At 70.5% G+C, this 26,326-nt stretch carries 26 protein-coding genes; 15 read left to right on the top strand and 11 right to left on the bottom strand.

What is annotated here, in order from left to right:
• Window positions 1-36 precede the first annotated feature (36 nt).
• Window positions 37-849, bottom strand: a complete 813-nt coding sequence (locus ACZ5XS_RS03960; RefSeq protein ID WP_468647613.1) for a PaaX family transcriptional regulator — start codon at window positions 847-849, stop codon at window positions 37-39.
• Window positions 850-864: 15 nt separating this feature from the next.
• Complete coding sequence (locus ACZ5XS_RS03965) at window positions 865-2,583, bottom strand: AMP-binding protein (RefSeq protein WP_468647947.1); 1,719 nt, start codon at window positions 2,581-2,583, stop codon at window positions 865-867.
• Window positions 2,584-2,644: 61 nt separating this feature from the next.
• On the opposite strand from ACZ5XS_RS03965, the gene ACZ5XS_RS03970 reads away from it, so the two are divergent.
• The gene (locus tag ACZ5XS_RS03970) at window positions 2,645-3,895 is read left to right on the top strand and encodes an acyl-CoA dehydrogenase family protein (RefSeq protein WP_468647614.1); all 1,251 of its coding nucleotides are present in this window, start codon (window positions 2,645-2,647) and stop codon (window positions 3,893-3,895) included.
• On the top strand, window positions 3,892-4,290 hold the full coding sequence (locus tag ACZ5XS_RS03975; protein ID WP_468647615.1) for a RidA family protein: 399 nt from the start codon (window positions 3,892-3,894) through the stop codon (window positions 4,288-4,290). The genes ACZ5XS_RS03970 and ACZ5XS_RS03975 overlap by 4 nt, the downstream gene beginning before the upstream one ends.
• 23 nt (window positions 4,291-4,313) lie before the next feature.
• Here the strand turns inward: ACZ5XS_RS03975 and ACZ5XS_RS03980 are convergent, their stop codons facing one another.
• Window positions 4,314-4,508 carry a DUF5999 family protein gene (locus ACZ5XS_RS03980; RefSeq protein WP_468647616.1) on the bottom strand — a complete coding sequence of 65 codons (195 nt, stop codon included), beginning with the start codon at window positions 4,506-4,508 and terminating at the stop codon, window positions 4,314-4,316.
• A 234-nt stretch (window positions 4,509-4,742) separates the two neighbouring features.
• Between ACZ5XS_RS03980 and ACZ5XS_RS03985 the strand changes: the two genes are divergently transcribed.
• Entirely contained in the window at window positions 4,743-5,189 is a 447-nt protein-coding gene (locus ACZ5XS_RS03985) for a DUF6299 family protein (protein ID WP_468647617.1), read from the top strand.
• 41 nt (window positions 5,190-5,230) lie between these two features.
• Here the strand turns inward: ACZ5XS_RS03985 and ACZ5XS_RS03990 are convergent, their stop codons facing one another.
• A complete protein-coding gene (locus ACZ5XS_RS03990) occupies window positions 5,231-5,683 on the bottom strand; it encodes a flavodoxin family protein (protein WP_468647618.1) in 453 nt (150 codons plus the stop codon).
• Between the two features lie 92 nt (window positions 5,684-5,775).
• On the opposite strand from ACZ5XS_RS03990, the gene ACZ5XS_RS03995 reads away from it, so the two are divergent.
• Complete coding sequence (locus ACZ5XS_RS03995; protein ID WP_468647619.1) at window positions 5,776-6,030, top strand: hypothetical protein; 255 nt, start codon at window positions 5,776-5,778, stop codon at window positions 6,028-6,030.
• 170 nt (window positions 6,031-6,200) lie between these two features.
• Window positions 6,201-6,476, top strand: coding sequence for a hypothetical protein (locus ACZ5XS_RS04000; protein ID WP_468647620.1), 276 nt, complete (start codon window positions 6,201-6,203; stop codon window positions 6,474-6,476).
• Between the two features lie 5 nt (window positions 6,477-6,481).
• Here ACZ5XS_RS04000 and ACZ5XS_RS04005 read toward each other — a convergent pair whose 3' ends face one another.
• The 3 genes from ACZ5XS_RS04005 to ACZ5XS_RS04015 all read right to left on the bottom strand — a co-directional run bounded on the left by ACZ5XS_RS04005 (window position 6,482) and on the right by ACZ5XS_RS04015 (window position 9,139).
• Window positions 6,482-8,011 carry a helix-turn-helix domain-containing protein gene (locus ACZ5XS_RS04005; protein ID WP_468647621.1) on the bottom strand — a complete coding sequence of 510 codons (1,530 nt, stop codon included), beginning with the start codon at window positions 8,009-8,011 and terminating at the stop codon, window positions 6,482-6,484.
• An 83-nt stretch (window positions 8,012-8,094) separates the two neighbouring features.
• Window positions 8,095-8,295 carry a DUF4236 domain-containing protein gene (locus ACZ5XS_RS04010; RefSeq protein WP_053751607.1) on the bottom strand — a complete coding sequence of 67 codons (201 nt, stop codon included), beginning with the start codon at window positions 8,293-8,295 and terminating at the stop codon, window positions 8,095-8,097.
• A 22-nt stretch (window positions 8,296-8,317) separates the two neighbouring features.
• Window positions 8,318-9,139 carry a DUF6985 domain-containing protein gene (locus ACZ5XS_RS04015; protein WP_468647622.1) on the bottom strand — a complete coding sequence of 274 codons (822 nt, stop codon included), beginning with the start codon at window positions 9,137-9,139 and terminating at the stop codon, window positions 8,318-8,320.
• 220 nt (window positions 9,140-9,359) lie between these two features.
• Between ACZ5XS_RS04015 and acnA the strand changes: the two genes are divergently transcribed.
• Window positions 9,360-12,077, top strand: coding sequence for an aconitate hydratase AcnA (gene acnA, locus ACZ5XS_RS04020; protein ID WP_468647623.1), 2,718 nt, complete (start codon window positions 9,360-9,362; stop codon window positions 12,075-12,077).
• Between the two features lie 236 nt (window positions 12,078-12,313).
• Window positions 12,314-12,658: a response regulator gene (locus ACZ5XS_RS04025; RefSeq protein ID WP_468647624.1), complete on the top strand. Its 345-nt coding sequence runs from the start codon at window positions 12,314-12,316 to the stop codon at window positions 12,656-12,658.
• Window positions 12,659-12,699: 41 nt separating this feature from the next.
• Here the strand turns inward: ACZ5XS_RS04025 and ACZ5XS_RS04030 are convergent, their stop codons facing one another.
• A complete protein-coding gene (locus ACZ5XS_RS04030) occupies window positions 12,700-13,053 on the bottom strand; it encodes a DUF4333 domain-containing protein (protein WP_468647625.1) in 354 nt (117 codons plus the stop codon).
• Window positions 13,054-13,202: 149 nt separating this feature from the next.
• Here ACZ5XS_RS04030 and ACZ5XS_RS04035 point away from each other — a divergent pair, with 149 nt between their 5' ends.
• The gene (locus ACZ5XS_RS04035; RefSeq protein WP_468647626.1) at window positions 13,203-13,799 is read left to right on the top strand and encodes an HD domain-containing protein; all 597 of its coding nucleotides are present in this window, start codon (window positions 13,203-13,205) and stop codon (window positions 13,797-13,799) included.
• A 291-nt stretch (window positions 13,800-14,090) separates the two neighbouring features.
• Entirely contained in the window at window positions 14,091-15,182 is a 1,092-nt protein-coding gene (locus tag ACZ5XS_RS04040) for a lytic polysaccharide monooxygenase auxiliary activity family 9 protein (protein ID WP_468647627.1), read from the top strand.
• A 271-nt stretch (window positions 15,183-15,453) separates the two neighbouring features.
• On the opposite strand, the gene ACZ5XS_RS04045 is transcribed toward ACZ5XS_RS04040, so the two are convergent.
• Complete coding sequence (locus ACZ5XS_RS04045) at window positions 15,454-16,452, bottom strand: acetylxylan esterase (protein WP_468647628.1); 999 nt, start codon at window positions 16,450-16,452, stop codon at window positions 15,454-15,456.
• Window positions 16,453-16,718: 266 nt separating this feature from the next.
• Here ACZ5XS_RS04045 and ACZ5XS_RS04050 point away from each other — a divergent pair, with 266 nt between their 5' ends.
• The 6 genes from ACZ5XS_RS04050 to ACZ5XS_RS04075 are packed head-to-tail and all read left to right on the top strand — an operon-like array spanning window position 16,719 to window position 23,124.
• Window positions 16,719-17,714, top strand: a complete 996-nt coding sequence (locus ACZ5XS_RS04050; protein ID WP_468647629.1) for an ABC transporter permease — start codon at window positions 16,719-16,721, stop codon at window positions 17,712-17,714.
• Entirely contained in the window at window positions 17,708-18,589 is an 882-nt protein-coding gene (locus ACZ5XS_RS04055; protein WP_468647630.1) for a carbohydrate ABC transporter permease, read from the top strand. Before ACZ5XS_RS04050 ends, ACZ5XS_RS04055 begins: the two co-directional genes overlap by 7 nt.
• A 53-nt stretch (window positions 18,590-18,642) precedes the next feature.
• A complete protein-coding gene (locus ACZ5XS_RS04060; protein ID WP_468647631.1) occupies window positions 18,643-20,298 on the top strand; it encodes an ABC transporter substrate-binding protein in 1,656 nt (551 codons plus the stop codon).
• On the top strand, window positions 20,295-20,423 hold the full coding sequence (locus tag ACZ5XS_RS04065; protein WP_468647632.1) for a hypothetical protein: 129 nt from the start codon (window positions 20,295-20,297) through the stop codon (window positions 20,421-20,423). Before ACZ5XS_RS04060 ends, ACZ5XS_RS04065 begins: the two co-directional genes overlap by 4 nt.
• Complete coding sequence (locus tag ACZ5XS_RS04070; protein ID WP_468647633.1) at window positions 20,420-21,103, top strand: YesL family protein; 684 nt, start codon at window positions 20,420-20,422, stop codon at window positions 21,101-21,103. The genes ACZ5XS_RS04065 and ACZ5XS_RS04070 overlap by 4 nt, the downstream gene beginning before the upstream one ends.
• Complete coding sequence (locus ACZ5XS_RS04075; RefSeq protein WP_468647634.1) at window positions 21,100-23,124, top strand: beta-galactosidase; 2,025 nt, start codon at window positions 21,100-21,102, stop codon at window positions 23,122-23,124. Before ACZ5XS_RS04070 ends, ACZ5XS_RS04075 begins: the two co-directional genes overlap by 4 nt.
• A gap of 6 nt (window positions 23,125-23,130) precedes the next feature.
• Here ACZ5XS_RS04075 and ACZ5XS_RS04080 read toward each other — a convergent pair whose 3' ends face one another.
• Window positions 23,131-25,107 (bottom strand): alpha-glucuronidase, encoded by a 1,977-nt coding sequence (locus ACZ5XS_RS04080; RefSeq protein ID WP_468647635.1) that lies wholly within the window; start codon window positions 25,105-25,107, stop codon window positions 23,131-23,133.
• Entirely contained in the window at window positions 25,100-26,194 is a 1,095-nt protein-coding gene (locus ACZ5XS_RS04085) for a hypothetical protein (RefSeq protein ID WP_468647636.1), read from the bottom strand. Before ACZ5XS_RS04085 ends, ACZ5XS_RS04080 begins: the two co-directional genes overlap by 8 nt.
• Between the last annotated feature and the right edge of the window lie 132 nt (window positions 26,195-26,326).

Here is a 26,326-nt window from a genome sequence, read left to right on the forward strand (position 1 = left end):
GTCCGCACTGCCGGTGCGCTCACGCCGCGAAGCGGGTCATGCGCCCGCGAAGGCGGCTCCCGCGTCCCGCAGCCGCTCGTGCAGCCCCCGGAACACCGCGGCCGAACGCGCGCCCGGCCAGTTGGACGGGAGCAGCCCGGCGGGCAGCCCGGGGTCGGCGTAGGGGAGATGGCGCCAGGTGTCCAGGGCGAGGAGGTAGTCGCGGTAGGCCTCCTCGGCCGGGGTGTCCGTGCGCCGCTCCCAGTCGTGCAGCACGCGCGCGTGGCGGTCCAGGAACGCCTCGTGCTCCTTGGCGATCGCCGCCAGGTCCCACCAGCGGGCGACCGCCTCCACCGTCGGCGCGAAGCCGAGGTGCTCGCCGCGGAAGAAGTCGACGTACGGGTCGAGCCGCAGCCGCTGGAGGGTGTGCCGGCTCTCCTCGTACAGCCGTGCCGGAGCGATCCACACGCCGGGCGCGGCGGTTCCGAAGCCGAGCCCGGCCAGCCGGGAGCGCAGCACGTGCCGCTTCTGCCGCTCGGACTCCGGCACGGAGAACACCGCGAGCACCCAGCCCTCGTCGTCCGGCGGTGTCGTGGCGTAGATGCGCCGGTCGCCGTCGTCGAGCAACTGGCGGGCGTCCGGCGACAGTTCGTAGCCCGCGGCGCCCTGCGCCGTACGGGCCGGCAGCAGCAGCCCGCGGCGTTTGAGCCGGGACACGGAGGAGCGGACGGACGGGGCGTCGACGCCCACCGCGGCCAGCAGCCGGATCAGCTCGGCCACGGGCAGCGGGCCGGGCATGAAGCGGCCGTACGCGCCGTAGAGCGTGACGATGAGAGACCGTGGTGCATGCTGGTCGGACACGTTGATCATCTTAGGTCGTCGGCATCACTGCTGGTCACCATCGGTGTCACCTGCGTCGCAGGCGGCGGCGCGCAGCCTGAACCGCTGCAGCTTGCCGGTCGCGGTGCGCGGCAGGGCGTCCAGCAGGACGATCTCGCGCGGGCATTTGTAGGGCGCCAGTTCGGACAGGACATGGGCGCGCAGTGCCCCGGTGTCGCGTTCGGCGCCCTCCTTCAGCACGACGAAGGCCACCACGACCTGCCCGCGCGCCTCGTCGGGCCGTCCCACCACCGCCGCTTCCAGCACGTCCGGGTGGCGCAGCAGCGCGTCCTCGACCTCCGGCCCGGCGATGTTGTACCCGGCCGAGATGATCATGTCGTCGGCGCGGGCGACGTACCGGAAGTAGCCGTCGGGCTCACGGACGTAGGTGTCGCCGGTGACGTTCCAGCCGCCTTGCACGTACTCCCGCTGCCGCGGATCGGCGAGATACCGGCAGCCGACCGGCCCGCGCACGGCCAGCAGACCGGGCTCGCCGTCGGGCACCGGCGCGCCGCTCTCGTCCTGCACGCGCGCGTGCCACCCCGGTACGGGCACCCCCGTCGTCCCGGGCCTGATGCGGTCGTCGGCCGCCGAGATGAAGATGTGCAGCAGCTCGGTGGCGCCGATGCCGTTGATGACACGCAGTCCGGTCCGCTCGTGCCAGGCCCGCCAGGTGGCGGCGGGGAGGTTCTCGCCGGCGGAGACACAGCGGCGCAGGGAGGACACGTCGTACCCGTCGAGCTCGTCGAGCATCGCGCGGTAGGCGGTCGGCGCGGTGAACAGGACCGACACCCGGTGCTCGGCGATCGCCGGCAACAGCTGCCGGGGACCGGCCTGTTCGAGCAGCAGGGCGCTGGCGCCGGCACGCATCGGGAAGACCACCAGCCCGCCGAGACCGAAGGTGAAGCCCAGCGGGGGACTGCCGGTGAAGACGTCGTCGGGATGTGGCCCGAGCACATGGCGGGCGAAGGTGTCGGCGATCGCCAGCACGTCCCGGTGGAAGTGCATGCAGCCCTTCGGGCGGCCGGTGGTCCCGGAGGTGAACGCGATCAGCGCGACGTCGTCGGACGCGGTGTCCACGGCGGTGTACGGCTCCTCGGGCGTCGTCGCCCGGTTCAGCAGGTCACCGGGGGCGTCGCCGCCGTACGTCGTGATGCTGAGCCCCGGTATCGAGGCCTTGGCGAGGTCGTCGACGGCCCGGACGTCGCACAGGGCGTGTTCCACGCGGGCGATCTCGCACATCGTGGCCAGCTCGTGCGGGCGCTGCTGGGCCAGCACGGTGACGGCGACCGCCCCCGCCTTCAGCACCGCCAGCCAGCAGGCCGCCAGCCAGGGGGTGGTGGGGCCGCGCAGCAGGACCCGGTTGCCGGGCACGACCCCGAGGTCACGGGTGAGGGCGTGCGCGATGCGGTCGACGCGGGTGCGGAGTTCGCCGTACGTCCATGTTCCGCCCGTCGGCGTGTGGAACACCGGTCGGTCCACGGCCGGCCCGGCGAGCAGCTCGACGGCGCAGTTCAGCCGATCGGGGTAACGCAGCTCCGGCAGGTCGAAGTGGAGCTCGGGCCACTGGTCGGGGGGCGGCAGATGGTCGCGGGCGAAGGTGTCGACGTGGGCCGAGGGGTTCATCGCGGTTCGCCCCCTTGCCTTGTGGGCGTCGGTGGTGGGCGTCGGGTCGGCATCCCCGGGTGGGTTCGCGCATCGAGCGTATCGTGTTGGTGACGGCAGTCAACGGTGCGCGATACCGTCGGGGGAGTGGCTGCAGGGCTGCGGGGAGAGAGGACCGGCCATGCCCGCATTCTCACTCGAACCATCACAGATCGCCTGGGCGGCGGAACTGCGTGCCCTGGCCGCGGACCGGCTGAGCCCCCTCGCGGAGAAGGGCGAACCGGGCCACGTCAACCGCCCGCTCGTCGCGGAACTCGGCCGGCTCGGCCTGCTGTCCCGCCTGTTCACCTCCGGCGCCCTCGACCTCTGCCTGATGCGGGAGTCCCTCGCGTACGCCTGCACCGAGGCCGAGACCGCCCTCGCCCTCCAGGGCCTGGGCGCCCACCCGGTCCACACCCACGGCACCCCCGCCCAGCGGGAACGCTGGCTGCCCCGGGTGGCCGAGGGCACCGCGGTGGCGGCCTTCGCGCTGAGCGAGCCGGGGGCGGGATCGGACGCGGCGGCACTGACACTGCGGGCGGAACGGGAGGCCTCGGGAGGGGCGGGGACGCCGGGTGCGGGCGCCCCCCTCGCCGCGGCGTCCGACGGCCCCGCCCGCTGGCGGCTCACCGGGGAGAAGTGCTGGATCTCCAACGCACCCGAGGCCGACTTCTACACCGTCTTCGCGCGAACCACCCCCGGCGCGGGCGCCCGGGGCGTCACCGCCTTCCTCGTGCCCGCCGACCGCCAGGGCCTGACCGGAACGGCCCTCGACATGCTCTCGCCGCACCCCCTCGGCAGCCTCCGCTTCGACGCCGTACCGGTGACCGCCGACGACCTGCTCGGCCAGAGTGACCGCGGCTTCCGGGTCGCGATGGACACCCTCAACCTCTTCCGGCCCAGCGTCGGCGCCTTCGCGGTCGGCATGGCCCGTGCGGCGCTCGACGCGACCCTCGCCCACACCGCCCGACGGGACGCGTTCGGCGGCAAGCTGAGGGACCTGCAGACGGTCGCCCACCAGGTCGCCGAGATGGCCCTGCGCACCGAGGCGGCCCGCCTCATGGTGTACGCGGCGGCGACGGCGTACGACGAGGGCGCCCCGGACGTGCCGGGACGCGCGGCGATGGCGAAGCTGCTCGCCACCGAGACCGCGCAGTACGTCGTCGACGCGGCCGTCCAGCTCCACGGCGCCCGCGCCCTGCGCCGCGGCCACCTCCTCGAACACCTCTACCGCGAGGTACGCGCCCCGCGCATCTACGAGGGCGCGAGCGAGGTCCAACGCGGCATCATCGCCAAGGAGTTGTACGCGAACCTGGATGCCCTGGATGCCACGGACGCCGTGGACGCCGTGCAGGCCGTGGGTTCCGGGAATGCCCTGGAGGCCGACGCGTGACCGCCGAGCGTGTGAACCCGCCCGGACTCTCCCCGCCCACCGGCTTCTCCCACGCCGTCATCGCCACCGGCACCCGGATCGTCTTCCTCGCCGGCCAGACCGCTCTGGACACCGACGGCAAGGTCGTCGGCGACACCCTCCCCGAGCAGTTCGAGCGAGCCCTCACCAATCTCCTGGCTGCCCTGACCGCCACCGGCGGTACCCCCGCCGACCTCGCCCGCGTCACCGTCTACGCCACGGACATCACCGCGTACCGCACCCATGCTCTTGAACTCGGCCGTATCTGGCGCGAGTTGGCGGGACGCGACTACCCGGCCATGGCGGTCGTGGAGGTCGTACGCCTGTGGGACGACCAGGCGAAGGTGGAGCTCGACGGCTTCGCGGTGCTGCCCTAGAGCCCCGCGTCGCAGGAACGTGATCAGGCGGCGATCGTCAGCCGCCCCGCGGCCACCCGGTGGGGGGCGACGACCCGGCCGTCCGGCAGCAGCTCGCCGGTGTCGTCGAACACGATCGCGCCCGTGCACAGCAGGTTCCAGCCCTGCTCGGGGTGGGCGGCGACGATGTGCGGGGCGTGGTTGTCGGTTGCGGGGCACGAGGGCTGGTGGGAACACATGGCGCACCTCCACGGCGTAGGACCTTCGGATCGGGTCCCTATGACAGACCATCCTCCGGCGGCTAACTCATCGGAACGGTCTGCCGCGAAGCGTGACAACACGCGGACAACACGCGGACAACACCCGGACCCTTCCACGACCGCTGTGCGGACTCGCCACCGAAGGGGTGACGATCACCGCCGAGGACGCTCGCGCCCGGTACCAGTGGAGCCCCCCACTCCAGGAGGTCTTCCATGTCCTTGCGTCCCGCCCTCGCCGCGACCGTGTTCGCCACCGCCGCCGCGCTGCTCCTGCCGGCCGCCCCCGCCGCTTTTGCCACCCCGGCCACCGCCGAGCCGTACGAGACGGTGACGGTCGACCCGACGGGCCGTATCGCGCCCGACGGCACGGTCACCCTCTCCGGCACCTACCGCTGCACGGGCGCCACGGGCCCGGTGTTCGTCAGTTCGTCCGTCGGCCAGCGCTCCCTGTCCGTCCGCCACGGCATCGGCGGCACCCGCGCGGTGTGCGACGGGCTGGTGCACCCCTGGGCGAACGTCGGCAGTCCGTCGCCGCGTTCCCTCCAGACCGGCGCCGCGTATGTCGAGGCCACCCTCATGGAGCTGCGTCCGCAGGGCGGCCTGCCGCTGCCCCGCTTCCACGCGGCCCAGCGGCAGGAGATCACCCTGATCGCGGGCTGATCGGGGGCGGATCGCGGACCGATCGCGGGCTGATCGCGGCGTCAGTCCATCAGTCCCGCGGCGACCGTGGCACCCAGTTCCCAGCAGGCCTCGGTGTCCGCTTTTCGGGGCTCGCCCGTCACGGTCACGGCCTCGGCGGCCCGTCGCCAGCCGAGGCCCGTCGTGATCGCCTCGATGCCGCGGACCGCTCCGGTCACGTCGTTGCCACCGTGCACGTAGTAGCCGAAGGGGCGGCCCTGCGTCGCGTCGAGGCAGGGGTAGTAGACCTGGTCGAAGAAGTGCTTGAGGGCGCCGGACATGTAGCCGAGGTTCGCCGGCGTACCCAGCACGAACCCGTCGGCGGCGAGCACGTCCGACGCCGTGGCGGCCAGCGCGGCCCGCCGCACGACGCGCACGCCCTCGATCTCCGGGTCCGTCGCACCGGCGACGACGGCCTCGAGCATCGCCTGGCAGTTCGGCGAGGGCGTGTGATGCACGATCAGCAAAGTAGCCACCCCCGCACCCTGCCGTGCGGGCGCCGAGAGCCGCAAACGGAGGCGGTCCGGCCGGTCGCTGACGGAGCCCGCCTCCTTTCCATCGTGCTTTCTTGTCTGCCGACAGCACCACCACGATCCCGGGCAGCCGGGTGCCGAGGCGTCCGGGGCCTCCCCGGGCGGGCGGCATCTCGGCCTGGCTCTTCGTTATCGTCGCGGCCCAGCCGATGGTGCTCCCCGACGCCACGATCACCTACATCGCCCTGCCCGCCGTCCAGACCCACCTCGGCGTCTCCGACGCCAACCCGGCCTGGATCGTCAACTCCTACGCGCCGGCCTTCGGCGGACCGACGCCGACCTGGACCTGATCACGCTGACCGTCGCCCCGGCCCTCCACCGCGCACCCGCTACACCCTCACCCCCCACGGCAACGCCTGCCTCGTCCCGCTGGCCACCCCGACCGTGTGGGCGCAGGACCACCTGCCGCCGAGCACCATGCCGACCTTGGGTGAACCGCCCGCCCCCGACAAGGAGGCACGTGAAGACACTGGTCCGGTCCCGCAGCGTCATCCCCGTGACGCCCGCCGACATCGCCCGCTGGGTCGACCCGTTCGGCTTCGCCGGCTTCGGCGGCACGGAACAGCACTGCGCGACCGAAGGCGGCGCGAACATGCCCAACACCCGCTGCCGTACGCCGGACGCGCGGCGCAGACCAGGCCGATCGTGTTCACGCCGCTGTCCCGCGTCCTCCCGGCCCGGATCACGGAGCGGATCGGATCCCACGCGCCGGCTGCTCGCACAGCCCCAGCGGTGACCCGTTCAGATGTCCCGGAACGTCTCGATCTGCGCCCCGACCGAGTTGAGCCGCTCGGCCAGGTCCTCGTACCCCCGGTTGATGACGTAGACGTTGCGCAGTACGGACGTGCCCTCCGCCGCCATCATCGCCAGCAGGACGACCACGGCGGGCCGCAGGGCGGGCGGGCACATCATCTCGGCGGCGCGCCAGCGGGTCGGGCCCTCGACCAGTACCCGGTGCGGGTCCAGCAGCTGCAGCCGCCCGCCGAGGCGGTTGAGGTCCGTCAGGTAGATCGCCCGGTTGTCGTAGACCCAGTCGTGGATCAGTGTCTTGCCCGAGGCGGCGGCCGCGATGGCCGCGAAGAACGGGACGTTGTCGATGTTCAGGCCGGGGAACGGCATCGGGTGGATCTTGTCGATCGGTGCCTCCAGCTTGGAGGGCCGGACGGTGAGGTCCACCAGGCGGGTGCGGCCGTTGTCGGCGGGGTACTCCGGGGTGCGGTCGTGGTCGAGGCCCATCTCCTCCAGGACCGCGAGCTCGATCTCCAGGAACTCGATGGGGACCCGGCGAACCGTCAGTTCCGACTGGGTGACGACCGCGGCGGCCAGCAGGCTCATCGCCTCGACCGGGTCCTCGGAGGGGGAGTAGTCGACGTCCACGTCGATGTTCGGCACGCCGTGCACGGTGAGTGTGGTGGTGCCGATGCCCTCCACCCTGACGCCCAGGGCCTCCAGGAAGAAGCACAGGTCCTGGACCATGTAGTTCGAGGAGGCGTTGCGGATGACGGTGACACCGTCGTGCCGGGCGGCGGCGAGCAGCGCGTTCTCGGTGACGGTGTCCCCGCGCTCGGTCAGCACGATCGGCCGGTCGGGCCGTACGGACCGGTCGACCGCCGCGTGGTACTGGCCCTCGGTCGCCGCGATGTCCAGCCCGAACCGGCGCAGCGCGATCATGTGCGGCTCGATGGTCCGCGTGCCGAGGTCGCAGCCGCCGGCGTACGGCAGCATGAAGCGGTCCATGCGGTGCAGCAGCGGGCCGAGGAACATGATGATGGACCGCGTCCGTACGGCGGCCGCCGCGTCGATCGACGCCATGTTCAGCTCGGCCGGCGGCACCAGCTCCAGGTCGACGCCGTCGTTGATCCAGCGGGTGCGTACGCCGATGGAGTTGAGCACCTCCAGAAGGCGGTACACCTCCTCGATGCGGGCGACCCGGCGCAGCACCGTGCGCCCCTGGTTGAGCAGCGAGGCGCACAGCAGTGCCACGCACGCGTTCTTGCTGGTCTTCACGTCGATGGCGCCGGACAGCCGACGGCCGCCGACCACGCGCAGGTGCATCGGGCCCGCGTAGCCCAGAGAGACAATTTCGCTGTCCAGTGCTTCACCGATTCTAGCGATCATCTCAAGGCTGATGTTTTGGTTGCCGCGCTCGATGCGGTTGACGGCGCTCTGACTGGTGCCGAGCGCCTCGGCGAGCTGCGACTGTGTCCAGCCCCGGTGCTGCCGGGCGTCACGGATGAGCTTGCCGATGCGTACGAGGTAGTCGTCTGCCATGGGGTTGAGGCTATCTCAGATATGAGATGGCGCCTCTTGAGGGGGTCCGTTCGGGTGAGCGGCGTGAGGAACCTGAGGGTTCGTCAACGGCGCTTCGCGGTGCGAGTACGGCGCCATCCGAAAGGTCCGGGCAAATCCACCGATGTCGTACGGCGTCCCGTGCTGCTGCTCGTGTGCCGGGGTCCGTGGCTGCCGCCGCCGGTGGTGATGGACCAGGAACGCCGGTTGATGTTCAGGCGCACGCCGGGCAGGATCCGGAAGCTCTTGCGGAACGTGAGGGGCATGTGGGCCTCCCTTCGGGGTCGGTCAGTCGCTCCCAACTCCTGTCGGATACCCCCACTTGGCGAACTGATGGCAGTACTCCACCGTCTCCTCGAAGGTGACCGACGTCACCGCTCCGGTGCCGTACGGCGGGACGACGGGCCCGATGCCGTACCGGTGACGTGTGACCCGCCCGTCCTCGTCCCGCAGTTCGAGAACGCCCGGCTCCGGGCAGCTCCACGTCAGGAGCGTGACGTACTCCCCGCCGAGGTTGGCCAGACTGCTCCATCCCCGCCCGTCGGCGCGGAGCTCCAGCGCGGACGACTCCATCGCGCCGTGATCGAAGGGGCCGCTGTCCCAGTGGCCGATCAGTGACTCGTCAAGGCCCGCCCGCGCGTTCCGGGCGTCCCGCTCGGCGATCCAGAGCAGGAAGGCGGTGTCGGCCCCGCCGACGTCGACGACGCGCGTGCCGTGCAGGAGAACGCCCAGGCCGTGCTCCTCGTCCCAGGGGCAGGAGAACTCGATGCCCACGTACGGGATGCCGTCCCGGGAGACCGGGTGGACGTAGAGCGTGCTGACGCGCACGAGGCCGGTCAGGCCGGAGGCGGTGGCCAGGTCGTCCGGCTTCAGGGTGTGCACGGCGTGGGCGCCGAGCGCGGGCCGCGCCCCGGCGAGCAGGGCGGGCAGCCGGCCGGCCGCCCACGCGGCCGTCGCGATCTCGGCGTCGTCCAGCGGGTGGTGCTCTCGGCCCTCGGGGGCGTAGTACAGGGGTACGAGCGTCCCTGCCGTGGCCGCCCAGGTGTCCGGCGGCAGTGGCACCCGTGTCGTCCAGGCGAAGTCGTCCCAGGAGAAATCGGCTCGGTCCATGGTCGCAGGAGGACATCACAGGGAGGCCGGGCATGACCAACCGGGCCCCATGTACTAGAGTTATCTCGACATCGAGATATCTGCCGAGGCGCGCCGCGGTCGCACGTCGTCATCAGTCCGACAGTAAGGCATGCCTAACTTAGCCTTACCTTAGCGGATCGGCCAAGAGGGCGTGGCGGCAGGATGCGGTGGTAAGCGCACAAAAATGAAGGAGACTGTCGTGTCGGCGAACAGCTTCGACGCCCGCAGCACGCTGCAGGTGGGCGACGAGTCGTACGAGATCTTCCGGCTGGACAAGGTGGAGGGCTCGGCCCGACTGCCGTACAGCCTCAAGGTCCTGCTCGAGAACCTGCTCCGCACGGAGGACGGCGCGAACATCACCGCCGACCACATCCGCGCCATCGGCGGCTGGGACTCGCAGGGCCAGCCCTCCCAGGAGATCCAGTTCACGCCGGCCCGCGTGATCATGCAGGACTTCACCGGTGTGCCGTGTGTCGTGGACCTCGCCACCATGCGTGAGGCCGTGAAGGAGCTCGGCGGCGACGCGGCGAAGGTCAACCCGCTCTCCCCGGCCGAGCTGGTCATCGACCACTCCGTCATCGCCGACAAGTTCGGCACCAACGAGGCCTTCGCGCAGAACGTCGAGCTGGAGTACGGCCGCAACCGCGAGCGCTACCAGTTCCTGCGCTGGGGCCAGACCGCCTTCGACGACTTCAAGGTCGTACCCCCCGGCACCGGCATCGTCCACCAGGTGAACATCGAGCACCTGGCGCGCACGGTCATGGTCCGCAACGGCCAGGCCTACCCCGACACCCTCGTCGGCACCGACTCGCACACCACCATGGTCAACGGCCTCGGCGTCCTCGGCTGGGGCGTCGGCGGCATCGAGGCCGAGGCCGCGATGCTCGGCCAGCCGGTCTCCATGCTCATCCCGCGCGTGGTCGGCTTCAAGCTGACCGGTGAGCTCACCCCCGGCACCACCGCCACCGACCTGGTGCTCACGATCACCGAGATGCTGCGCAAGCACGGCGTCGTCGGCAAGTTCGTCGAGTTCTACGGAGAGGGCGTCTCCGCCACCTCCCTCGCCAACCGCGCCACCATCGGCAACATGTCGCCGGAGTTCGGCTCCACCGCCGCGATCTTCCCGATCGACGACGAGACCATCAAGTACCTGAAGCTGACCGGCCGCTCCGAGCAGCAGCTGGCGCTCGTCGAGGCGTACGCCAAGGCGCAGGGTCTGTGGCTGGACCCGAAGGCCGAGCCGGACTTCTCCGAGAAGCTGGAGCTGGACCTGTCGACGGTCGTCCCGTCGATCGCCGGCCCGAAGCGTCCGCAGGACCGCATCGTCCTCGCGAACGCCGCCGAGCAGTTCAAGGTCGACGTACGCAACTACGTCGACTCCGTGGACGAGGCGGGCCAGGAGTCCTTCCCGGCCTCCGACGCCCCGGCCGTCGCCCCGAACGGCGCCCCGTCCAACCCGGTCACCGTGACCGCCCCCGACGGCTCGACGTACGAGATCGACCACGGTGCGGTGACGGTCGCGGCCATCACCTCCTGCACCAACACCTCGAACCCGTACGTCATGGTCGCCGCCGCGCTCGTCGCGAAGAAGGCCGTGGAAAAGGGCCTGACCCGCAAGCCGTGGGTCAAGACCACCCTCGCCCCGGGCTCGAAGGTCGTCACCGACTACTTCGACAAGGCCGGGCTCACCCCCTACCTCGACAAGGTCGGCTTCAACCTCGTCGGCTACGGCTGCACCACCTGCATCGGCAACTCCGGCCCGCTGCCGGAGGAGGTCTCCAAGGCCGTCAACGACCACGACCTCGCGGTCACCTCGGTCCTCTCCGGCAACCGGAACTTCGAGGGCCGGATCAACCCCGACGTCAAGATGAACTACCTGGCGTCCCCGCCGCTGGTCGTCGCGTACGCCCTCGCCGGCTCCATGAAGGTGGACGTCACCAAGGACGCCCTGGGCATCGACCAGGACGGCAACCCGGTCTACCTGAAGGACATCTGGCCCACCGAGGCCGAGGTCAACGACGTCGTGGCGAACGCCATCGGCGAGGACATGTTCAACAAGTCCTACCAGGACGTCTTCGCGGGCGACGCCCAGTGGCAGGCGCTGCCCATCCCGACCGGCAACACCTTCGAGTGGGACCCGCAGTCGACGTACGTCCGCAAGCCCCCGTACTTCGAGGGCATGACGATGGAGACCACCCCGGTCTCCGACATCACGGGCGCCCGCGTCCTCGCCAAGCTGGGCGACTCGGTCACCACCGACCACATCTCCCCGGCCGGCGCCATCAAGGCCGACACCCCGGCCGGCAAGTACCTCACCGAGCACGGTGTGGAGCGTCGTGACTTCAACAGCTACGGCTCGCGCCGCGGCAACCACGAGGTCATGATCCGCGGCACGTTCGCCAACATCCGCCTGCGCAACCAGATCGCGCCGGGCACCGAGGGCGGCTACACCCGCGACTTCACGCAGGACGGCGGGCCGGTGTCGTTCATCTACGACGCCTCCCGCAACTACATCGAGCAGGGCACCCCGCTGGCCATCCTGGCCGGCAAGGAGTACGGCTCCGGCTCGTCCCGCGACTGGGCCGCCAAGGGCACCGCGCTCCTCGGCGTCAAGGCCGTCATCGCCGAGTCGTACGAGCGCATCCACCGCTCGAACCTCATCGGCATGGGCGTCCTCCCGCTCCAGTTCCCGGAGGGCGCCTCGGCCGCCTCCCTCGGCCTGACCGGCGAGGAGACCTTCTCCTTCACCGGCGTCGAGGAGCTCAACAACGGCACCACCCCGCGCACGGTGAAGGTCACCACCGACACCGGTGTCGAGTTCGACGCGGTCGTCCGCATCGACACCCCCGGCGAGGCGGACTACTACCGCAACGGCGGCATCATGCAGTACGTGCTGCGCAGCCTGATCCGCAAGTAAGCGATCCGGCACGCAGTTGAGGGCCGCATCCCCGGCGACGGGGGTGCGGCCCTCCGCCGTGCCCGGAACGGGGAGGTCCCAGGTCATCACCCACCCTCAGGTGGAGCACAGGGTTCCCTCAGCGGGCGAGGACACGATCGGTACATGACCGGCCCTCCGCCGCCTCCCGAACCGGCCGTGTCCGCGTCCGCGTCCGCGCGCGCATCGGCGATGACGAGCCCACGCACATCCGGGCGTTGTCCGCGGCCGTCACCGAGTCGGGCCGACGGCCTCACCCCGCCGCGGACGGGCACGGCGTGCTGCGGGTCGCCCGCCGCCGCGCCCCGCACGCCGTCGTGCTCGACGGGATGCTGCCCGAGCTCGACGGACGGCAGGTGCTGCGGCGGGAACGGCCGAAGCCGCCCGCCCTCATGCTCACCGCCGGCGAGGTGCCGGAGCACCGCCTGGGCCGCGAGATCGACAGAGGCCGGGCGCCGATGATCCACACCGTGGGCGCGCTGGGCCACGCGATCGGGCCCGCGGGGGAGGGGAGAACCGCATCGCCGGCGTGCTCGGCTTGCCTGCTTCGCAGTCACGCGTAAACGATCTCACTCACGTAGGGATAAGTCGGAACGTCCTGCCGTCAGTTCGGTGCAGGGGAAGCAGTGCCGTCGGCCTGGAAGTCGAAGTTGATCTGGTCTCCGTCGACAGAGGTCACCTTGACCGTCACGCCCAAGGTGCTGCCGTCGTCCGCGGTGAGCGTGCAACGTGTGGTGGTGCCGACCTTCCCGGCGAGGTCCTCGGGGCAGGTGATGTCCGGCTTCGGCTGGCCCGTCGTGGCGGCGAGCTTTTCGGAGAGAGTGGTGGCCAGCTTGTCCGATGACATCTTCGGCGTGGACGTACCCACGTTGACCGAAGCCGAGCAGCCGACGAGCAGCGTGCCGACGGCCACGACCGAGAGGCTCCAAGTTGCTGCGGACGAGGGGGCCATGGTCATGGGGGCTCCATCACTGGTGATCACGAGTAAGAAGACGTCGGAAAGCGTACGCGGCGGAAATGCTCCGGGTATGTCCCTGGAGGGTCTACCGGCATGCATGCACTTGTTGCGATCACCCCAACTCCCGCCCGATTGCCTACCCTTGCGGCGTGAAGCCCCCCGATCTCCTCCACCGAGCCCTCCATGACCCCGGCCCCGGAGTCCCACCCCTGCGCCTCCTCCCGGACGACGTGGCCCGCCTCCTGACCGACCTCGACGCGCCGCCCCGGCTCGCGGCCCATCTCCGGGCCGTGCACGATGTCGCGCAGCAGCTCGTCGACGGGGTGGGGCGGCGGTACCCGGCGGTGGCCGTCGACCGTGCCGCCGTGCTCTTCGGCGCGGCCACTCACGACATCGGCAAGACGATCCACGTCAGCGAACTCTCCGGCCCGGGCTCGGCGCACGAGGAGGCGGGACGCGCACTCCTGCTGGACCGGGGCGTCAGCCCCGAACGGGCCCGCTTCGCGGGCACGCACGCCACCTGGAACGTGCCGGGCCTCGGCCTCGAGGACCTGCTCGTGAGCGTGGCCGACAAGATCTGGAAGAACAGGCGCGTTCCGGAGCTCGAGGACCTGGTCGTCGGACGGCTGACCCTGGCCAGTGGCCGCCCGGTCTGGGAGGAGTTCCTGTCCTTCGACGACCTCCTCACGGCGATCGGCGAGGGAGCGGAGGGGCGGCTGGCCTTCCAGGCGTCGTATCCGGCCTGACCCCGTCCCGCCCCTGCGAGCACGGCAGACGCCAAGGGCCGCACCCACTGGAGTGCGGCCCTTGTGCGCCATGCGTTTACAAGTCGGCCACTCGGCGCTAGCTTCCACAACAGGTGGGGTGGGAGCGCTCCCATACGGGTGGACCGGAACCCGCCCCCGTGGTCGCCCCCACCCCACGCTTCCGCACAGGCAACCGCACACGCGCATTCACGCACGCATCCGCACACGCATTCACGCACGCACGCACCCACACGGCCCGTACCTCAAGGAACGGACTGAACTGTCATGATCATGACAAAATCAAGGACCGAGTTCCCCGACTCCCCACGCCGGTTGACGTTCCCCACCCGCGCCAGAGCCCTGTTCCTCGTCCTCGTGGCCCTGTTCGCGACGATCCCGGCGCTCAGCCTGGTCGTCACGGCCGGCGGCGAGGCGGAGGCCCATGGCACTCCGATGAAGCCCGGCAGCCGTACCTTCCTGTGCTGGCAGGACGGCCTCACGGACACCGGAGAGATCAAGCCGGTCAACCCGGCCTGCAAGAACGCCCAACAGGTCAGCGGCACCACGCCGTTCTACAACTGGTTCTCGGTGCTGCGTTCGGACGGCGCCGGCCGCACCCGCGGCTTCGTGCCGGACGGCGAGCTGTGCAGCGGCGGCAACACCAACTTCACGGGCTTCAACGCGGCCCGCGACGACTGGCCGCTCACCCACCTCACCTCGGGTGCGACCGTCGACTTCTCGTACAACGCGTGGGCCGCTCACCCGGGTTGGTTCTACGTCTACGTCACCAAGGACGGATTCGACCCGAAGCGGGCCCTCACCTGGGACGACATGGAGGCGCAGCCCTTCCTCTCCGTCGACCACCCGCCGCTCAACGGCAGCCCGGGCAACGTCGAGGCCAACTACTCCTGGAACGGCAAGCTCCCCGACGGCAAGTCGGGACGGCACATCATCTACATGGTCTGGCAGCGCTCGGACAGCGCCGAGACCTTCTACTCCTGCTCCGACGTCGTCTTCGACGGCGGCAACGGCGAGGTCACCGGTATCCACGAGCCGGGCAACCCGACCGAACCGGTCCCGGGTACCTGCACGGCAACCCGGAAGACCACGGGCAGTTGGAACGGCGGCTACCAGTCCGAGGTGACCGTCACCAACTCCGGCGACGTGCCGATGCTGGGCTGGATGGTCGACTGGACGCTGCCGGGCGGCCAGAAGGTCGAAAGCCTGTGGAGCGGCAACGCGACGTACAACGGCCAGGCGGTGATGGTCCACAACGCCAACTGGAACGGCTCGCTGGATCCGGGGAAGAGTACGACGTTCGGCTACGTCGTCTCCGGCTCCGGCGGTGACCCGGCGACGACACTTCCCTGCCGGGTGGGCTGAACTGCGGCCCTGCCCACGATCACCTGAATCGCCGTACTGAACCTTCGCTCGAAGCGGGCCCGGTGGCGCTGTGCCGCCGGGCCCGCTTCGAGCCCCCGGGCAAAGGCCGCCTGCGCCGACGGCGGCAAGGACCTGGTCGAACCCGCCCTCCCGGGACCCGGTCGCTCCGTGGATCCGCGCGACGAAGCCGTTCACGGCACCGGACGGGCGGGGGAGAGGTGGACCGTCGCGGGCGTGAAGTCGCCGCCCGACCCTGCGGACCTGTACGTGCTCACTCCGACTTGTGACGCAAGACTCCTGCCAGCCAACCGAGTTGGCGGCGCACGTGTACGGCGTCGCCGCCTTCGTGGCCGTTGTAGGGATAGGCGTGGATCTCCTTGCCGGGATCCGTGCCGGTCGACTCCCCGTAGCGGTTGAAGGCGGCGTACGCCCCGCTCGGCGGGCACACCGTGTCGCGCAGGCCCACCCCGAAGTGCGCCGGGGCGTGTGCGCGCCGCGCGAAGGAGATGCCCTCCAGGTAGGACAGGGTGCGGTACGCGGCCTGTTCGGCGCCCCGGTGCACGGACAGGTACGCGGTGATCTCGCCGTAGGGGGCCGCGTCGGTGAGGTCGAGGGCGCGCCGGATGCCGCACAGGAAGGGGGCGGTGACCAGGGCGGCCGCCAGGTCCGGCAGCAGGCCCGCGACGGCCAGGGCGAGGCCGCCGCCCTGGCTGTTGCCGACGGCCGCGACGCGCCCCCCGTCGACCCCGGGCAGCTCCCGCACCGCGGCGACCGCGCGCACCGCGTCCGTGATCAGGCGGCGGTAGTGGTGGTCCCGCGCGGCGAGCAGGCCGCGTACCGCGGGGCCGGGGCCGCCGGGCGCGCCCGCGTGCGGGTCGGGGGTGTCGCCGCCGCAGCCGTACTGGTCGCCCTGGCCCCGGTTGTCCATGAGCAGGTGGGCGTACCCGGCGTTCACCCAGGTCAGCCGCTCGTGGGGGAGGCCGCGCCCACGGCCGTACCCGGCGTACTCGACGACGGCAGGCAGCGGCTCGCGCACCCCGGCGGGCCTGCTGTACCAGGCGCGGACCGGGTCACCGGCGAAGCCGCGGAAGGTGACGTCCCAGGTCTGCGTCAGCCGCAGGCCGCTGTCCACGGGCCGGGCCGACACCACCGGGTCGCTCTGTCCGGCCTCCTTGAGGGTGCCGAGCCAGAACTCGTCGAAGTCGGCGGGCTCCTCGGGATCCGGCCGGTACCGCTCGAGCTCTCTCCGGGGCAGGTCGAACGCGGGCACGGCTGCACCTCACAGACTTCAACGACGCGGCTCGGTCCGATCGTTGCGGTCCAGCGGCAGAAAGTTCCGACGTGGCCCGCCGATCTCTTCATCTCTTCCACCCTCACCACGAGGTGAATCCCGTGCGACGCGGTCGCCTCGCGACCCAACGTCCCCGTGTGCAGCCCCCATTGACAGCGCTTTCTGCTGCCCCTAAGTTGCCGCGAAGTTACCGGTAAGAGCTCGAAAGTTTCGGTTCCCCGTCCTATGCCCCGGGAGGCCCGAGCATGAGCACGTCCACCACGTCGGCCCCACCGCCGGGCACTCAGGACCCGCCTCCGGCCAGGGCCGCACCCCGTCGTCGTCCGCGCGGACCCGCGCGCCCCGGATGGCGGCGGTCCCTGCGCCGGGACTGGCAGCTGTACTCGCTGGCGGTCCTGCCGCTGCTGTTCTTCCTGGTCTTCCGCTATCTGCCGATGATCGGCAACGTCATCGCCTTCCGGCGCTTCGAGCCGGGCGGCTCGATCTTCGGCGAGCAGTGGGTGGGGCTGCGCTACGTGCGCATGTTCCTCACCGATCCCACCTTCTGGCAGGTGTTCCGAAACACCCTCTGGCTCGGCGGGCTCACGCTGGTCTTCTGCTTCCCGATCCCGATCGTGCTCGCCCTGCTGCTCAACGAGGTGCGCAGACGGTCGCTGAAGCGGTTCGTGCAGTCGGTGTCGTACCTTCCGCACTTCCTGTCGATCGTGATCGTCGCGGGCATCACGATGCAGATGCTCGCCACGGACGGCCCGGTCAACCACGCGCTCGGCTGGTTCGGGCACGAGCCGATCCGGTTCATCCAGGAACCGGAGTGGTTCCGCACGATCTACGTCGGCTCGGAGATCTGGCAGACCGCCGGCTGGGGCACGATCCTCTACCTCGCCGCGCTCACCACGATCGACGAGGAACTGTACGAGGCCGCCCGCATCGACGGCGCCAACCGCTGGCAGCAGATCTGGCACGTCACCCTGCCCGGCATCCGGCCCACGATGATCACGCTGCTGATCCTCAACATCGGCACGTTCATGGCGGTCGGCTTCGAGAAGGTCCTGCTGCTCTACAACCCGCTGACGTATCCGAAGGCCGACGTGATCTCCACGTACCTCTACCGGACGGGTGTCGAGTCCAACAGCTTCAGTTACGCCGCCGCCATCGGCCTGTTCGAGGCGATCATCGGCCTGGTGCTGATCACCTCCGCCAACCAGCTCTCGCGCCGCACGGTGGGGACGAGCCTGTGGTGAGCGTCCACCGGCCCACGCGTGGCCACCGCGTCTTCCAGGGCGTCAACGGAGTGATCCTCACCCTGGTCGTGGTCGTGACCCTGTACCCGTTCGTCAACATCGTCGCCCGGTCCTTCAGCGGGGAGCGCCAGATCCGGGCCGGTGAGGTGACGTTGTGGCCCAGGGGCTTCAACCTCACCACGTACAAGATCGTGTTCCAGGACGCGATGTTCTGGCGGAACTACGGCAACACCGTGCTCTACACGGTCGTGTCCACCGTCGTCGCCATGGTCCTGACGACCTGTTACGCCTACGTCCTGTCCAAGAAGCAACTGCGCGGGCGGGGCCTGCTCGTCGGCATCGCCGTCTTCACCATGTTCTTCACCGGCGGCCTGATCCCCAACTACGTGCTGATCAGCAGCCTCGGCATGAAGAACACCATCTGGGCGCTGGCGCTCCCGAACGCGATCAGCGTCTTCAACCTCCTGGTGATGAAGGCCTTCTTCGAGAGCCTGCCGACCGACCTGGAGGAGGCCGCGCAGATCGACGGACTGAGCACCTACGGCATCCTGCTGCGCATCGTGCTGCCGCTGTCCAAGGCCGTCGTCGCGACGATGCTCCTGTTCTACTCGGTGGCGTTCTGGAACTCCTGGTTCGCGGCGTTCCTGTACATGGACAGCACCGAGCTGATGCCGGCCACCGTCTATCTGCGCAACCTCATCTCGGGTGCCACCGGCGGCGGCAACGCGGGCGCCGCCACCGAGCAGCTCAGCCAGGTCGGGGCGAACATCCAGTCGGTCACCATCGTGCTCACCGCGCTGCCGATCCTGTGCGTGTACCCGTTCGTCCAGCGCTACTTCGTCTCGGGCGTGATGCTCGGCGCGGTCAAGGGCTGACAGCACCTCGACTCACCTACGGAACACATCACCTACGGAACAAAGGAGTATCCGTGACGAACGCAGGCGAGCTGTCCCGGCGTCAGATCCTGTCCGCCGCCGGCTTCATGGGCCTCGCGGCCCTCACCGGCTGCGGCAGCGGTGACGACGGTGGGGACTCCAAGGACCTGTCCAAGAAGCAGAACGGCGCGATGAAGGAGTACCGCGCCGGCCAGCAGTTCAAGGCCGCCGAGCCGCTGTCCTTCTCGGTCCTGCACAACAACAACCCGGTCTACCCGATGAAGGACAGCTGGCTGTTCTGGAAGGAGGTCACCAGGCGCACCGGTGTCACCCTGAAGCCCGTCGACGTCCCCCTGGCCGACTACGAGAAGAAGCGCAGCGTCCTCATCGGCGCGGGCGACGCCCCGTTCCTGATCCCCAAGACGTACCACCCGGCGGAGGTCGCCTTCGTGTCCTCCGGCGCGATCCTGCCGGTCAGCGACTACGTGCACCTGATGCCCAACTTCCAGGCCAAGGTCAAGAAGTGGCGTCTGGAGCCCGAGCTCGACTCCATCCGCCAGTCCGACGGCAAGTACTACCTGCTGCCCGGCCTGCACGAGAAGGCCAAGTCCGGCTACTCGCTGTCCTTCCGCACGGACGTCCTCGACAGGCTCGGTCTGAGCCTGCCCACCAGCTGGGTCGAGGTGTACGACGTCTTCAGGGCGCTCAAGGCGGAGTACCCCGACCGCTACCCCTTCACGGACCGCTGGAGCACCAACACGCCGTACCCCGTCGCGGCCCTGCTCAGCTATCTCGGCCAGGCGTACGGCGTCCGGGCCGGCTGGACGTACGACAACATCAGCTTCGACTCCAAGGCAGAGAAGTTCGTGTTCACCGGCGCGCAGGACGGCTACCGCCGGATGGTCGAGTTCGTGAGAAAACTGGTCGCCGAGAAGCTGATGGACCCCGAGAGCTTCACCCAGACCGACGACGCCGCCGTGCAGAAGCTGCTGGGCGAGAAGTCGTTCGCGATCAGCGCCAACCCGCAGGAGCTGGTGCAGAACTACCGCTACAACCTGGAGAAGCAGGTCAAGGGCGCGAAGATCGAGATGGTGCCGGTGCCGCTCGGCCCGGCGGGGCCGGTCCTCATCGGCGGCAGCCGCCTGGAGAACGGCGTCATGATCGCCGGCAAGGCGCTCAAGAGCGACAGCTTCGTCGCGATGATGCAGTTCGTGGACTGGCTGTGGTACTCGGACGAGGGCCAGAAGTTCTGCAAGTGGGGCGTCCAGGACGTCACCTACACCGCGTCCGGCGACCAGTACGAGCTGAAGCCCGGCATCAGCCTCATGGGCTCCGACCCGGACGCCCCGAAGGACCTGCAGAAGGACTACGGCTTCTTCAACGGCGTCTTCACCTACGGCGGCAGCTGGGCCCTGGTCTCCTCCTCGTTCAGCCCGGACGAGAAGAGGCTCCAGGAAGCCATGGCCCAGCGCACCCAGCTGCCCGTCGACCCGGCCCACCCGCTCCAGTCCGTCGAGCAGGAGCAGGCGACGCTCTGGGACACCCCGCTGCGCGACCACGTCACGCAGAACACGCTCAAGTTCGCCCTCGGCAAGCGCCCCCTGTCCGAATGGGACGACTACGTCACCGAGTTGAAGGCGAAGAACATGGACCAACTGGTCGACGTGCACAACAAGGCGTACGACCGCTACCAGAAGGAGAACGGGTGATCCGGGTGCCCGCCGAGCCGACCGGCCGGTTTCCCGAGGTCCCGTTCCCCGAGGTGCCGCCCGTCGGGGACGAGGCACCGCCGTGGCCGGACGAGCGGCGGCCGCCCGGAAGGGAGCCGCAGTGAGCACGAACACGTCCGTCACCTTCGGGGAGGGCACCCTCTCCCGCGCCGCCGCCCTGATCCACACCCTCGTCACCGTCGAGGCACTGCTGCTCCTCGCCGCCGCGCCGGGCCTGGCCGGACTGCTGCTGGTGGGCCCCGACGCGGCCAACCTCCCGCTGGCAGCGGTATGCCTCCTGCCCCTCGGCCCGGCCCTGTCCGCCGCTCTGTACGCCCTCCACCACCGCGACCGCGACCTCACCGACCTGCACCCGGCCCGCACCTACTGGCGGGGCTGGCGGCTCAACGCGCTCCCGGCCCTGAAGCTGTGGACGCCGCTGCTCGCCTGGCTGACCGTCGTCGCCTTCACCCTCACCCACTTCGCCGCCACCGGCCTGCCCGGCTGGTGGGCGGTGCTCCTCGCGGCCATCGGCGCCGGCTCCCTCCTGTGGGGCGCGCACGCACTGGTCCTGACCTCGCTCTTCGCGTTCCGCGCCCGCGACACGGCCCGCCTCGCCGCGTACTTCCTGTTCCGGCACGGCCGGGCCACCCTCGGCGCCGCCTCGCTGCTCGTGCTGACCGCCGGACTGACCGCCCTGCTGACCGAGGCCCTGCCCGCCCTGCTCGCCGCCCCGCTCCTGCTGTCCCTGCTGCACAGCGGCCGACCGGTGATCGCCGAGACCCAGGAGGACTTCACCGCATGACCGTGCCCGGTACCCCCAAGATCGCGTACGGCGGCGACTACAACCCCGAGCAGTGGCCGGAGCCCGTCTGGGACGAGGACCACCGGCTGTTCACCCGGGCCGGCATCGACACCCTCACCGTCGGCGTCTTCTCCTGGTCGCTCACCCAACCCGCCGAGGACACCCACGACTTCACGGTCCTCGACCGCATCCTCGACCGGGCCGCCGCCGAGGGCCGCCAGGTCTGCCTCGCCACCGGCACCGCCGCCCTCCCGCCCTGGCTCGCGAAGAAGTACCCCGAGGTCAACCGCACCGACTTCGAGGGCCGCCGGCACCGCTACGGCCAGCGCCACAACTTCTGCCCCAGCGCACCGGCGTACCGCCGTCAGGCCACGGCCATGGCGGCCCGGCTCGCCGAACGGTTCACAGGACACCCGGCGTTGCTCGCCTGGCACATCAACAACGAGTACGGCGGCGTTTGTCACTGCGACCTGTGCGCCGACGCCTTCAGGGACTGGCTGCGCGAGAAGTACGCCACCCTGGACGCCCTCAACGACGCCTGGTGCACGACCTTCTGGTCGCACCGCTACACCGACTGGGCCGAGATCGAGCCCCCGAACGCCCTCACCGAGCACTGGCGCGGCCCCGACCACACCGCCTTCCAGGGCACCACCCTCGACTACTTCCGCTTCACCACCGACGCCCTCCTCGGCTGCTTCCTCGCCGAGAAGGAGGCGATCCGGCGACACGACCCGGACACGCCCGTCACCACCAACTTCATGGGCATGTTCCGCCCTCTCGACTACCACCGCTGGGCGCCCCACCTCGACTTCGCCTCCTGGGACAGCTACCCGCCCCTCGACGCCCCGCCGACCTGGCCCGCCCTCGCCCACGACCTGATGCGCGGCCTCAAGGACGGCGCCCCCTTCTGGCTGATGGAACAGACCCCGTCCACCACGGCGTGCCGCGACGTCAACCCGCTCCGGCGGCCCGGCGAACTCCGCCTCGCCACCTTCCAGGCCGTCGCCCACGGCGCAGACGCGGCCCTGTACTTCCAGATGCGCGCCTCCCGCGGCGCCTGCGAGAAGTACCACGGCGCGGTCATCGGCCACGCGAGCCGCGACGACACCCGCGTCTTCGGCGAAGTAGCCGACCTGGGGCGGGAGTTGGAGATGCTGGGAGACGTGAGCCTGGGCGCCCGCACCCCGGCCCGCACCGCCCTGCTCTTCGACTGGGACAGCTGGTGGGCCCTGGAGATCTCCGACGGCCCCTCCCGCCTGGTCCGCTACCAGGACACCGTCCACGCCTACTACCGGGCCGCCCGCGAGGCCGGCGCCGACGTGGACGTGATCCCCCCGAGCGCCGACCTCACCCCGTACGACGTGGTCCTCGCCCCGGTCCTGCACATGATCAAGGGCGACCTGGCGGACCGCCTGGAAGGGGTGGCGGCCCGCGGCGGCACGGTGGTGTCCACGTTCCTCTCCGGCCGCGTCGACGAACACGACCGCGCCTTCCTCGCCGACGTCCCCGGCCCGCTCGCCGCCCTCATGGGCATCCGCGTCGACGAATGGGACTCCCGCGCACGGGACTTCGTACAACCAGTGAGGCTGGGGGAGTTGAAGAGCGAAGCGCGCCTCGTCTTCGAGATCGTGCAGCCACGCGGCGCCGAGGCGGTCGCCACCTACGGCGCCGACTTCTACGCGGACACCCCGGCGGTGACCCGGAACCGGTTCGGCGAGAACGGGGGCGAGGCCTGGTACGTCGCCACCGCCCTCGACCAGCCGGGCGTGAATGAGGTCGTACGCCGTGTCCTCACCCGCCACGACCTGATCGGCCCGTACGCCGACCACGCGACCGTGGAGACCGCCACCCGTGTCGCCCCGGACGGAACCCGCCTCGTCTTCCTCCTCAACCACGCCCCCGAAACGGTCGACCTGACGGCCCACGCCACCGCCACCGACCTGCTGACCGGCAAGCAGGTCGAGCAGGGTGACCCGCTGGCCCTCGACCCGCTCGGCACGGCGATCCTGCGCCTGCGGTAGAGCGGATCAATGGATGCGCCGCCCATGTGCGTCGGGCACACCCGACTTCCGGAAGAAGTAGCTGTTGACCTGATCGCGCCACTCGCGGGCACTGCGGAGCTGTTCCTCGTACCGCTCCGCCACCCGAGCGTGGCGTTCCGGGTCGACGAGGTCCGCGAGTGAGGCCCACACCTCCCGGGCCTGCTCCACCTCCGTCACGCCCTCGAAGTGGGTGTCGTAGATGTGCTGGATCACCGTCTTGCCGCTGTGCAGTACGTGGTCGTACGACACGTGGTGGAAGAACAGCAGCAGCTCGTCGGGGCAGGTGTCCGGTGACTCGTACACCTGCGCCCAGGGCTTGAGGTACTGCGCCGCGAACCCGGTGCCGGTCGCCGCGCTCCGGTCGACGCCGATGCCGTTCCGGTCGGCGAAGTGGTACGTGCCCCAGGGGCTGTACTCGTAGCCGTCCACGCTCGGCCCGTAGTGGTGCCCCGGCTGCACCATGAAGCCGACCCCGAGCGGAGCGGTGTACTTCTCGTACGTCCGCCAGGACCCGTCGAGCACGGCGTGCAGCCCGTCCCGCAGCCGTACGGGGTCCGAGGTCTGTGCCGGTCCGAAGGTGAGCCGGATCCACTCGTCGAGGACGCCGTCCGGATCCACGTCAGGCTGCCAGGCCAGCCGCCCGAAGGTGTACAGGTTGGCCTGCGCCAGCGGGTGCCCCGTCCAGAACGGGTCGTCGCCGGCGTTGGACACCGCCACCAGTCCGCCGCGTCCCAACTCCCCGACACACGCACCCTCTTCACCCTCCGGCCGGAACCGCAGCACCTCGCTCCACATCGGTCCGAGCCAGCACACATGCCGCTGCTGACCGGTGTACTCCTGCGTGGCCTGCACCTCCACCGCGAGCCGGGTCCCCGGCATCGCGCCGATCAGCGGTGAGACCGGCTCCCGCACCTGGAAGTCCAGCGGCCCGTGCTTGACCTGGAGCACCGCGTTCGCCGCGAACTCCCCGTCCAGCGGGGTGAAGTGGTCGTACGCGGCACGCGCCCGGTCGCTCGTCCGGTCCCGCCAGTCCTGGCGGTGGTCGTAGACGAACGCCCGCCAGTGCACCGTGCCGCCGTGCGGAGCGAGTGCGGCGGCCAGCATGTTCGCGCCGTCCGCGTGACTGCGGCCGTAGGCGAACGGCCCCGGCCGGCCCTCCGAGTCGGCCTTCACCACGAACCCGCCGAAGTCCTCGATCACCTCGTACACCCGCGCCGACGCCTCGGCCCACCACGCGCGCACCGAGGCGTCCAGCGGATCGGCCGTGGCCAGTCCGCCGAGCAGCACCGGCGCGGCGAAGGTGACCGACAGGTGGGTCCTGATGCCGTACGTCCTCAACGCGCCCGCGATCTCGGCCACTTCACCGATCCGGTCGGTCAGCAGGTGAGCCTCGGTCTCGTGCACGTTGACGTTGTTCACCGCCACGGCGTTGATCCCGCACGCGGCCAGCAGCCTGCCGTACGCCCGCACCCGCTCCGTCTCGCCCCGCGCCCGCCCGTCCGCCCAGAACAGCGACCCGCCGGCGTAGCCGCGCTCCACCTGGCCCATGACCGGGTGCACGGCCACGTTGTCCCAGTGGTCCACCATCCGCAGCGCCACCGCGGGACGGTGCGCCTCCCGCACCCGCTCACCGCGGAAGGCGTCCTCTCCGAGCCGCACGACGTGGAAGAGGCCGTGGAGCAGCCCGGCCTGTCCTGACGCGGTGACGGTCGTTCGGCCCCCTTCGCGCTCGTACGTGAATGCCTCGGAGCCGTCGGAGCCGGTCAGTTCCAGTACCAGGTCGTCCCCGGTGTCGGCCGGCCCGGAGCCGCGGACGACACGGCCGCCGAACCGCGCACAGGCCTCGGCCACTTCCCCGTGGGCCGTCTCCACCAGCGGCCCCGAACCGCGGATCAGCGTGCGCCGGGTGCCGAGCGCGCGGAAGGCGCCGGGCGGCAGCCAGGCGGGGTCGACGCTAGGCAACGGCCGCGCCGGTTCCGCGCGCCGCGCCGATCAGGTCGGTGCGGCCCGACTCGTCGTACACCGAGATGTCGACCATGGCGCCGTCCGGGATGTCGAAGTCCTTCACCGTGAGGTCCACGACCTCGGAGGTGCCCGGCGCGGAGAAGGTGCCGAGGTCGTGATGGCTGCCGCCGGACGAGTAGCCGACGGCGACGAAGAAGCCGTCCCCGTCGTTGCGGGTGTCGTAGACCCAGAGCTTCTCGTCGTGGGGATGGAACTCCACCTTGCCGACGAACCAGCCGTCGTCGTTCAGTTCCATCTTGACGGCCAGGCCACCGGCGTCGTTCGCGAAGTGGGTGCCGTCGAACGGGTCCGTCAGATTGCCGCCGCTACAGGGGCAGTTGTCGGTGTCGTAGTAGTACTTGGCGACACCGGGATTGGGGCTGTAGGCCTGGGCGGGTGCGGCCGTCGCGCACAGCGCCCCCACCATCAGACCGGTCCCCGCGAGCAGTCCCCCAAGCCGTCTCTTGATGCTCATCCGCGCTTCCTCCCCCTCCGGATGCCGTGCCGCACGGTGCTCACCGGCGACGCCCGGCCATTGTGGTGCACCGGCCGCTCGTGAGGTACCTGTCGACTGCTGGGATGTGGTGGATTCCGGCCAGCAACTCCGCCTGCCCCAGGGCATGTTGAGCGTGACGAGGCAGCCGATGGTGCCGGAACGCCCCCGGCCCGGGGACGCAGTCGGTCCAGGCCGGGCCAGGTCGGCGGAGACGTTCGGGGGGTCGTGGTACGAGAGCCGGGTGTCCCGGCCCGCCGCCACGTCGACGTCGACGATCTCGCGATACGCGTACGCCCGTCTGCCGTAGCGCAGTGCACGCTTTCCGGTGGACAACGGGACGTCGGCGAGCCGGGGCGGACCCGGGGCGCCGTCGTTCGCGGAAGCGAGCGCGTGCGTCACCGGCTTGACCGGCTTGACCGGCTTGACCGGCTTGTCTGGTCTGTCTCGATCGCGCTCGACCCCCGGTCGGTGGCGGCGGGTGCCCCGGGGCGGGGCCTCCATGCCCGCGCCGCCGCCCGCGGAACCCTGTGCTGCCGCATACGCGAGCACGCTCCTGGCATCTGGACAACGTTGTCATCATCTCCCTGCAGAGATCAGCCGTGGCCCCAGTGGACGGTGGTGTCAATGATCTTCACTGTGGCATTCGGGGCCTATGTCAAGGATTTTTCCGGCAAGGCGCCC

Source organism: Streptomyces sp. NPDC033131 (assembly GCF_055578365.1).